Annotated in this window: 9 protein-coding genes and 1 pseudogene; 5 read left to right on the top strand and 5 right to left on the bottom strand. The window is 66.3% G+C overall.

The genetic code is table 11. From position 1 onward, the window contains the following. Positions 1-433: pseudogene (locus C477_RS04180) on the bottom strand (MFS transporter); the annotation flags it as partial. 233 nt (positions 434-666) lie between these two features. Here C477_RS04180 and C477_RS04175 point away from each other — a divergent pair. Both C477_RS04175 and C477_RS04170 read left to right on the top strand, forming a co-directional pair. Further along, complete coding sequence (locus C477_RS04175) at positions 667-1,323, top strand: DUF6517 family protein (protein WP_008893193.1); 657 nt, start codon at positions 667-669, stop codon at positions 1,321-1,323. Between the two features lie 123 nt (positions 1,324-1,446). After that, positions 1,447-2,127 carry a class I SAM-dependent methyltransferase gene (locus tag C477_RS04170; protein ID WP_008893192.1) on the top strand — a complete coding sequence of 227 codons (681 nt, stop codon included), beginning with the start codon at positions 1,447-1,449 and terminating at the stop codon, positions 2,125-2,127. A gap of 30 nt (positions 2,128-2,157) precedes the next feature. Here the strand turns inward: C477_RS04170 and C477_RS04165 are convergent, their stop codons facing one another. Beyond that, a complete protein-coding gene (locus C477_RS04165) occupies positions 2,158-2,496 on the bottom strand; it encodes a DsrE family protein (RefSeq protein ID WP_008893191.1) in 339 nt (112 codons plus the stop codon). Between the two features lie 397 nt (positions 2,497-2,893). Here C477_RS04165 and C477_RS04160 point away from each other — a divergent pair, with 397 nt between their 5' ends. After that, positions 2,894-4,213, top strand: coding sequence for an O-acetylhomoserine aminocarboxypropyltransferase/cysteine synthase family protein (locus C477_RS04160; protein ID WP_008893190.1), 1,320 nt, complete (start codon positions 2,894-2,896; stop codon positions 4,211-4,213). 26 nt (positions 4,214-4,239) lie between these two features. Then, positions 4,240-5,451, top strand: coding sequence for a homoserine O-acetyltransferase MetX (gene metX / locus C477_RS04155; protein ID WP_008893189.1), 1,212 nt, complete (start codon positions 4,240-4,242; stop codon positions 5,449-5,451). 98 nt (positions 5,452-5,549) lie between these two features. Here the strand turns inward: metX and C477_RS04150 are convergent, their stop codons facing one another. The 3 genes from C477_RS04150 to serB all read right to left on the bottom strand — a co-directional run bounded on the left by C477_RS04150 (position 5,550) and on the right by serB (position 8,053). Continuing rightward, positions 5,550-6,131: a hypothetical protein gene (locus C477_RS04150; RefSeq protein ID WP_008893188.1), complete on the bottom strand. Its 582-nt coding sequence runs from the start codon at positions 6,129-6,131 to the stop codon at positions 5,550-5,552. Between the two features lie 651 nt (positions 6,132-6,782). Further along, the gene (locus C477_RS04140) at positions 6,783-7,184 is read right to left on the bottom strand and encodes a hypothetical protein (RefSeq protein ID WP_008893186.1); all 402 of its coding nucleotides are present in this window, start codon (positions 7,182-7,184) and stop codon (positions 6,783-6,785) included. Positions 7,185-7,402: 218 nt separating this feature from the next. Further along, on the bottom strand, positions 7,403-8,053 hold the full coding sequence (gene serB / locus C477_RS04135) for a phosphoserine phosphatase SerB (RefSeq protein WP_008893185.1): 651 nt from the start codon (positions 8,051-8,053) through the stop codon (positions 7,403-7,405). Between the two features lie 171 nt (positions 8,054-8,224). Between serB and C477_RS04130 the strand changes: the two genes are divergently transcribed. Then, positions 8,225-8,851 (top strand): DUF6498-containing protein (locus C477_RS04130; RefSeq protein ID WP_008893184.1); only part of this gene is annotated, 627 nt, incomplete at its 3' end.

Raw genomic sequence — 8,851 nt, 5'->3', positions numbered from 1 at the left:
TGTGTATAAGAGACAGCTCGAGGTCCATTAGCATGGTCATCGTCAGCGAGAACGCGCCGATGGTCATCGCGCCCTGTACGAACCGCATGAGGAGGACGCCCTCGAACGGGATCGATCCGATCGCGGGGACGGCGGCGAGGGCGGCGTAGCTGGCGGCGCCGGCGAGCGCCCCGGCGACGATGAACGGCGTGCGACGCCCCGTGATATCGCTCGCGGCGCCCCAGACGCCGACGAAGGCGACGTACCCCGCGAACTCCGCGACGAGGAACCACATGCTGGCATCGAGGTCGGTCGCCGCAAAGGCCGACGTCGCCGCGTCGGCCCCGAGCGCGTCGACGAGGGTCGACACGCCCGGATAGAGCAACAGCTGGGAGAACAGCACGGCGAAGACGACGGCCGCGAGCACGATCCGATCCCGGTCACTCGAGTGCACGTTTCCCCTTTCTCACCGCCGGCTATCAAGGTCGTCGGTCTCGGCCGACCGTGGGACCGTGGGTCCGGCTGGGCTTTCCGCGTCCCTGCCGCCCGCGCGTCGGCTGACCGGATCGGGCTCCCAACCGAGACGGGCGCGGCCGCGTGAGCCGTCGGCGCGCTGGCGGCGCCGCGAGATAATACCCGACTCGGTGAACCGATGCGTTTTCGTTCTCTGACGACCTGTCTTCCTCGATGACTTTCACGCGCCGCGGATTCCTCGCAGCGGGGGCGACCGCCGGAGCGAGCGCGCTCGCCGGCTGTACCGATTTCGTCGCCGATTCGCTCTCGTCGGATTCGGCGACCGTCGCTCGAGGGGCCCTCGAGGAGACCGGCTACGCCGAACGTACCGTCGAAGAGGTCGTCGTTGAACGGACTGTCGGCCGGTTCGGACTCGAGCGGACGATCGAGGCCCGCAACTGGTACGCCGAGTACGACCGTGCGCTCGCGCTCGACGCGCTCGGACTGGGACGGCTGCAGGCGTCGGTCGTCTCCGCGCTCACGACGCCGCAGGTGTCAGTGCTCGGAAAGACGTTCAATCCCGTCGGCGACTACTCGACGGACGAACTCGTCGCGCTGATCCAGAGCCGGTACGACGAACTCGAGGACGTCGAGCGCGTCGGTGCGGAGTCGGTTTCGATACTGGGGACGGAGGCGACGCTGGTCCGCTACCGCGCCGAGGCTCGACTGATCGACGCCGGGACGACCGTCGACGTCTTCCTGCAGGTCAGCGAACCCGTCGTCCACGGAGACGACTTCGTGATCGGCGTCGCCGTCTTCCCCCAGGCACGGGGCTTCGAAACCGAGTCCGGGAACGTCCGGACGCTGCTCGAGACCCTCGAGCACGACTGAGCGGGCGGTGCGAGCGGCGCGAGGGCTCGAGCGATCCGCGGCGAGAGCGCCGTTTCGTGCGAAGGAACCCACAGCATTACGTCGAATCGGGAACACCGTCCACGGCATGAAGGGTGTTCGGTCGTGACGCAGCCAGCCCAGGACGACGAAACCGTCAAAGAACTCGTCCGGCAGCACTGGGACGGCCGCGCGGCGACGTTCGACGAGGAACCCCAGCACGGGATTCACACCGGCGAACAGCGCGACCGCTGGCTCGAGGTCCTCCGCGAGCGGATCGGCGACGACCCGCGTCGCGTCCTCGACGCGGGCTGTGGAACGGGCGTCCTCTCGCTGTTGCTGGCGGCACTCGGCCACGACGTTACCGGCGTCGATTTCGCGCCGTCGATGCTCGAGCGCGCCCGGGAGAAGGCTCGAGCGGCGGGCCACTCGATCGAGTTCCACCGCGGGGACGCGGAGTCGCTCGCCGTTCCGGACGACGCGTTCGACCTCCTTACGGCCCGCCATCTCGTCTGGACGCTGCCGAACCCCGCGGCGGCGATTCGAGAGTGGCGACGGGTCGTCGAGCCGGGCGGTCGAATCCTCCTCGTCGAGGGGTACTGGGACCACGACGAGCCGTGGGATGAGTACGAGGAAATTCACGACGCCCTCCCGCTGTACGACGGTCGGCCGCCGGACGAACTGCGCGAGGTGCTCCTCGAGGCGGGCCTCCGGGACGTCGAGTACGACCCGCTGCGGGATCCGACGCTGTGGGGACGAGCGCCCCGCCACGACTATTACCTGATGATCGGGACCGTTCCCCGTTGAGCTCGGTTCGTCAGGGGGTCGTGGCGGCGACTACGGCCGAATGTAGGCGTAGCCCTCGTCCTGCAGCCGGGTCAGCTCCCCGCCGCCGGAGGGGACGGTCTCGACGCCGTCGACGAGGTCGGACTCCGCGAGGTCCTTCAACTCGAGGGTGTTGCCACAGGCCTTGACCGAGAGGCCGCGCTCGAGCAGTTCTTCGACCATGTTGCTGCCGTCGCCGCCGGCCGTCAGCGGTTCGATCCCCTCGGCCTGCGCGACGATAGCGATGTCGTCGATCTCGACGGAGTCGTCCTCCGTGAGATTCTTGGCGATGGTAAGGGCGGTCTGTCGCTGGTCCGGGTCGTCGGCGATCAGGTGGAATACTGTCTGCACGATCGGCTCTCGGCCACGTGCGGTGGTAGTTGTTGGCCCTGCAAGGTGAGGCTGCTTGAGCGGTCATAACTTCGGATAGTCTATGCTGGGACCCAACCCCATGTGACCATCCGTGAGTGTAGCGGTAAACCCTAAGCATCCGCGAGCGTAGCGAGCGGTTTCCCGCCGGAGCGGGCGAAGCCCGCGCAGGCGGCCCTTTTTCATCGAAGTCCGCGGGAGCTCTGCTCCCGCGGGCCCATCAGAAATCGCAGATTTCTGAGGACGTTTTTGCACCGAGTGGTTCGCCGCAGGCGAACCCGAGGTGTAAAAAGTTCGTGCGTGAGAATACCACTGAATCGGCTGCGGTTTTTGCCGTTACTGAGACGCATATGTTTCTGCAGTAGTATGCATACGAAACATGAGCGACGACGCGAGCGACGGGACCGCCGACGAATCGGAGCGTCCCGAGCGCGGTCTCGGGACACGAAGCGTCCACGCCGGCCAATCGCCCGACCCGGAGACGGGAGCGATGGCCCCGCCGATCTTCCAGACGACCTCCTACGTCTTCGACGACGCCGACACCGCCGCCGACCGCTACGCCTTGGAGGACGACGGCTACATCTACTCCCGCATCGCGAACCCGACCGTTCGCACCCTCGAGAAGCGCCTGGCTTCCCTCGAGGGCGGTGCGGACGCGGTCGCGACGGCCAGCGGGATGGCCGCGCTGGATTCCGCCACGCTGATCCTCGCCGAGGCGGGCGACAACGTGGTCTGTTCGACCGACACCTACGGCGGCACGACGGCCTACTTCTCGAAGACCGCCTCCCGCAGAAACATCGAGACGAAGTTCGTCCCCACCCTCGAGTACGACGCGTACGAGGACGCCATCGACGAGGACACCGCGTTCGTCCACGTCGAGACGATCGGGAACCCCTCTCTCGTCACGCCCGACTTCGAGCGCGTCGCCGAAATCGCCCACGAGAACGGCGTTCCGCTCGTGGTGGACAACACCTTCGCGACGCCGGCGCTCTGTCGCCCGCTCGAGCACGGCGCCGACGTCGTCTGGGAGTCGACGACCAAGTGGCTCCACGGCTCCGGGACGACCGTCGGCGGCGTCCTCGTCGACGGCGGCTCGTTCCCGTGGGGCGAGCACGGCTACGACGAGATCGCGGGGCCGAACCACGCCTACCACGACGTCGACTTCTCGCGGGACTTCCCCGAAGCACCGTTCGCCGCGACGGCGCGGTACCGCTCGTTGCGCAGCCTGGGGAACCAGCAGTCGCCGTTCGACGCCTGGCAGACCCTCCAGGGCCTCGAGTCGATGCCGCTGCGCGTCGAGAAACACTGCGAGAACGCCCAGGTCGTCGCGGAGTACCTGGCCGATCACGAGGACGTCGCGTGGGTCACCCATCCGGGCCTCGAGGACCATCCGACCCACGACAATGCTCGACAGTATCTCGCGGACTTCGGCGGCATGGTCGCGTTCGGCCTCGAGGGCGGCTTCGAGGCGGGCAAGGCCTTCTGCGAGAACGTCGAGGTCGCGCAGTTCCTCGCGAACATCGGCGACGCGAAGACGCTGGTCATCCACCCCGCGAGCACGACCCACGGCCAGTTGACCTCCGAAGAGCGGGAGGAAGCGGGCGTGACCGACGACCTCGTCCGGATGTCGGTCGGGATCGAGGACCCCGCGGACATCCTGGCCGACCTCGAGCAGGCCATCGAGGCCGCGAGCGACTGACACCCTGATACCCCCAACTCACAGCTATGACGACCAAAAACACGATCGATCTCGGCGAGTTCCAGTTCCGCTCCGGGGAGTCGATCCCGAGCCTCGAGGTAGCCTACGAGACCTACGGCGAGTTTACGGGCGATAACGCGGTGCTGGTCTGTCACGCGCTCACCGGGAGTTCCCACGTCGCTCGGCGGCCGGACTCGGGCGGCGACACCGCCGGTCAGGCCCGCGCCTGGTGGGGCGACGTCGTCGGCCCCGGGAAGGCCATCGACACCAGCGAGTACTACGTGATCTGTGCGAACGCGCCCGGGTCGTGTTACGGGACGACCGGCCCGTCCAGCGAGAGCCCAGAGACGGGCGAGCCCTACGGGACCGACTTCCCGCCGGTCACGGTCGGCGACTGGACCCGGTCGCAGCGCAAGCTGCTCGACAAACTCGGCGTCGGCCGGCTCCGCGCGGTCGTCGGCGGCAGCGTCGGCGGGATGAACGTCCTCGACTGGCTGCGCCGGTACCCGGACGACGTCGAGCGGGCCGGCGTCGTCGCTTCGGCCGCCCGTCTCGATCCGCAGTGTCTCGCGCTCGACACGGTCGCCCGGCGGGCGATCACCAGCGATCCGAACTGGAACGGCGGCCACTACTACGGCGGCCCCGAGCCCGAGGACGGGCTGGCTCGAGCGCGCCAGATCGGTCACATCATGTACCTCTCGAAGGCCTCGATGAGCCGCAAGTTCGGCCGGCGCTCGGCGGGCCGGGAGACCGTCCGCGAGGAGCAGCCCGACCCCGCGGCCGCCTTCTTCCCCTACCGGGAGGTCGAGTCCTATCTCGACTATCAGGCCGAGAAGTTCGTCGATCGGTTCGACGCCAACAGCTACCTCTACATGACCCGCGCGATGGACGACTTCGATCTCTCGGCGGGCTACGAGTCCGACGCCGACGCGCTGGCGGCGTTCGAGGGCGAACTCCTCCTGCTCTCCTTTACCGGCGACTGGCACTTCACCACCGAGCAGGCCGAGGCGCTGGCCGAGGCCGCCCGCGAGGCGAGCGTCGACGTCGCCCACCACGTCGTCGAGTCCGACCACGGCCACGACGCCTTCCTCGTCGAACCCGAGAAGGTCGGGCCGCCGCTGTCGGACTTGCTCGAGACCGGCCTCGCCGGGCGGGCGATCACCGACACCGCCGGCGAGGACGAGCCCGTCGAGTCCGAGTCGTTCGCGCCGGTGCACACGAGTCTTTTCTCGGAGTAACGTGCCGGCGCACCGTCGCGAAAAAACCGTCGTATCGGTCGAACCGTACTGCGCTGCAGGTCACCGCATCGTCGATCGAAACCGATCCCTCGAGCCGATCAGGCGGCCGATCGCTGCACGTCAGGGACGAGGTTGCGCATGACGTAGACGGTCCCGGCCGCAATGGCACCGACGACGAGTCCGAGGACGACGGCGTTGATGATCAGGCCGCCGACCTCGATATCGGTGTTGTCCAGTTGTGACACGGCGAGGAACGACGAGAGGATCCACAGCGCGGCCGTGCCGGCCAGCGCGCCTGCACCGGCGGTGAGCATCGTCTGTCGGTCGTCGGCCGCCATCCGAACGCCGAGGTAGCCGCCGACGAGCAGCGCGATCGTCGCAGCGATGTGCGGGACGCCGCTGATCGGCATTCCGGCGAACGTGAGCGCGACGAAATCACTGCCGATGCCACCGTCGACGATACTCTCGTCAACGATTTCGCTGAGAATTACGATAAGCCCCATTCCGGCCCCCAGAAGGGCGTAGAGGGCGACGATCGCCTTGACGTACGCCTTCGTAAGCGGTTCCGTCAGGAGGTCCGTAAGCGCCTCCTGGTTCGCCGCCGGCTGGGCCGGCTGTCCGCGAGTCGCGGTCTCTTCGTAACTCGTTTGCTCCTCTGCCTCGAGGTTCGGATCTGACATATCACGAGACTCTCAGCTTCGATACTTATTCTTTCTGGAAGAACAGTCATCTTTGATAATACTATTGGCGTCACGTGCCACGCAGCGGCGTCACCGACCGACGGATCGACAAGTCAGCTATCGGTCGATAGCGTGTGTCTCGGCCTCGAGACGGACGCGGTCGACTGTTCCCAGTCACCGATCGGTTTTGCGTCTCTCCGAGTTGTAGCGACCGAACTCGCTCGAGGACGTATCCGGGAACGGTGACCTCGGTCCCGACGACCGGGGCGTTCTCGCTTTGGACCTGAACGAACCGGTCGACGATCCACGCGACCGTCACGTCCGTCGGCAGTGCGTCGCTTTCCAGTGCCTCGTACGACTGAGAGTCGGTACCACTCCCTCGCATCCCCGTCTGCGTGGCTAACACCGCCGATGATGCCCCCGCAACGAACTGCCGCCGCTTCATATTCTGCTCTGGAACTACTGTATGGAAAATTTAACACTCTGAATGTCCTGAATTTCTCGCTGATAGTATCACGCGGGCATCGATCCAAACTGTGCGTGAGACCGCCAGCAACTGCGTCGCTGTGGATCAACTACGTCGATCTGCCGCAGTAGTATCACGGACGAGTTCGGCGGGTCGGGAGCGTCGTCTCGAAAACAGGCTGCAACTCAGTCTGCGGAGCCATCGGTCGACGAGCGGTACTGGTGATCAGCGTCCGACGGGACGAACTGGCTGGAGTTGACCGACGACGAGGAGCCGGTGAGCCAGCGCCGGAGATCGCTCGCGAAGAGGACGGGGCTCTCGAGTCGGAAGAGCCGACCTGTGATGCTCATCCCGGTCGGCGAGCGGATCATCGCGATCAGGGCCCACATGGTGCCGGCCGCGAGCGATCCCATCGCGGAGTTCGACATGCCGAGGCTGAGGAAGGTCATGCCGTAGACGAACCCGATCGCCATCGAGGGGAGGCTCGTTCCGAGGGGAACGCGAGCGCTGGCGTCGCGGAGGGTCGGCGCCAGGAAGATGATCGAGAGCCCGCTTCCAATCATGAAGATGAAGTCTTGCCACATCATACAAGTACTTACTCGATTGCGAGTTAAAACCCTCTCGGTATCGAAATCGGCCGTTATAGTGGACATTCGTCGATTCGTGATTGTTCGCGTTCGGGTCCGGTATCGGCATGATCGATAGTGTGGAATTCGTTCGATACAGCGGTCGCTCCCGAGTAATACGACCCAGTAATGCGGCGTAGTCGTCCGGACGATCCGGTCGAAATCGGAGAAACGAGCCGTTACTCGACGCGCTCGGAGAGGACGCCTTCCTCGAGGAGGACCTCGCGGGCCTCGGCCATCGAGGTTACGACGACGTCGCAGTGGGGTTCGACGGCCGGTTTCGGCTCGAAGCCGACCGCGAGGCCGGCGACTTCCAGCATCGGCAGATCGTTGGCGCCGTCGCCGACCGCGACGGTGTCTTCGAGGTCGGCGCCGACGTCGTCGGCGAGGTCCTCGAGTGCGTCGTCCTTGGTGCCCTCGATGAGCGGTCCCTCGACGGCGCCCGTGAGTTCGCCGTCCTGCATCGGGAGTCGGTTCGAGACGATGTGGTCGACGGCGACGTCCTCGCGCTCGAGCGCGGCGGCGACGCCGCGTTCGAAGCCACCGGTGAGGATCGCGGTAGTGACGCTGGCGTCGTTCAGTTCGGCGATGAGGTCAGCGGCACCCTCCCGGAGTTCGACCTGATCGAAAGCCGCCTCGGCATCGGCTTCCGGCAGGCTCTCGAGGAGCGCCGCGCGCTTGCGGAGGCTCTCGGCGTAGTCAATCTCGTCGTTCATCGAGCGCTCAGTGATCTCGGCCATTTCGTCGGCGACGTCGCGGCGATCGCCGAGCAACACGGTCATCTCGGAGTCCGAAAGCGTCCCGTCGAAGTCGAAAGCGACGACTGTCATCGCCCGCCGATTGTCGGCCCCCGGATAAACCAGTTCAGGTTTCACTCCGGCGGATCGGGACCGCGCTCGGCGAGTCGAACCGGCGGTGGCGACGCGATTTCCGAGCCGGCTGCGATCTGAAAGACAGTTTATTTATTTCGGCTGCCAGTATCGTTCGAGGGAGACTCACCGATGCGCGCGCTCCGGCCCCCGACTCGAGACGATTCGGCGACGTTTCTCCCGACGCTGGTCGCGAACCTGCTTCCGCTGGTCGGCGTCCTCCGATTTGGGTGGGAGCCCGCGACGCTGGTGTTCGTCTACGCCGCCGAGGTGCTGGTGTCGTTGCTGGTCGCGAGCGGGAAGGCGCTGTTCGCCCAGCGTCGGCCGACGAGCGACCGGGAGGCCGGCGTGCTGTCGGTCTCGGATGCCCTGCTGACGGCCAAACGCGGCGGCGTTCGGCCGGTCACGTGGCTGCCACCGATCCCGGTTCGGAACGTCTCGTTCGCGCTGGTCGTCCTCTACGTGACGCCGGTGTACGCGTTTTTCGTCGGGATCTATCTGCACGAAACCTTCGACGCCGGGATGGAACTGTTCCGGGCCGAGGTGCTGTTAAGCGTCGTCGCGCTGTTCGTCGGACAACTCGTCGCGATCGGCCGCGACTATCTCGGTCGGCGGCGGTACGAACGGACCTCTCCCTACGCGGTCGTCGAGACGCCCGCTCGACGGGTGTTCTTCCTGGCCTTCGTCCTGACGGTCGGCCCCGCCGTCGGTTCGACCGGCGCGCTCGCCCTCGTCGTCCTGTCTCTTATACACATCTCT

The sequence above is a fragment of the Haloterrigena salina JCM 13891 genome, from assembly GCF_000337495.1.
Taxonomy (GTDB): domain Archaea; phylum Halobacteriota; class Halobacteria; order Halobacteriales; family Natrialbaceae; genus Haloterrigena; species Haloterrigena salina.
Note: the sequence above shows the minus strand (reverse complement) of the source record. Positions and strands in the feature narration are given on the sequence as shown.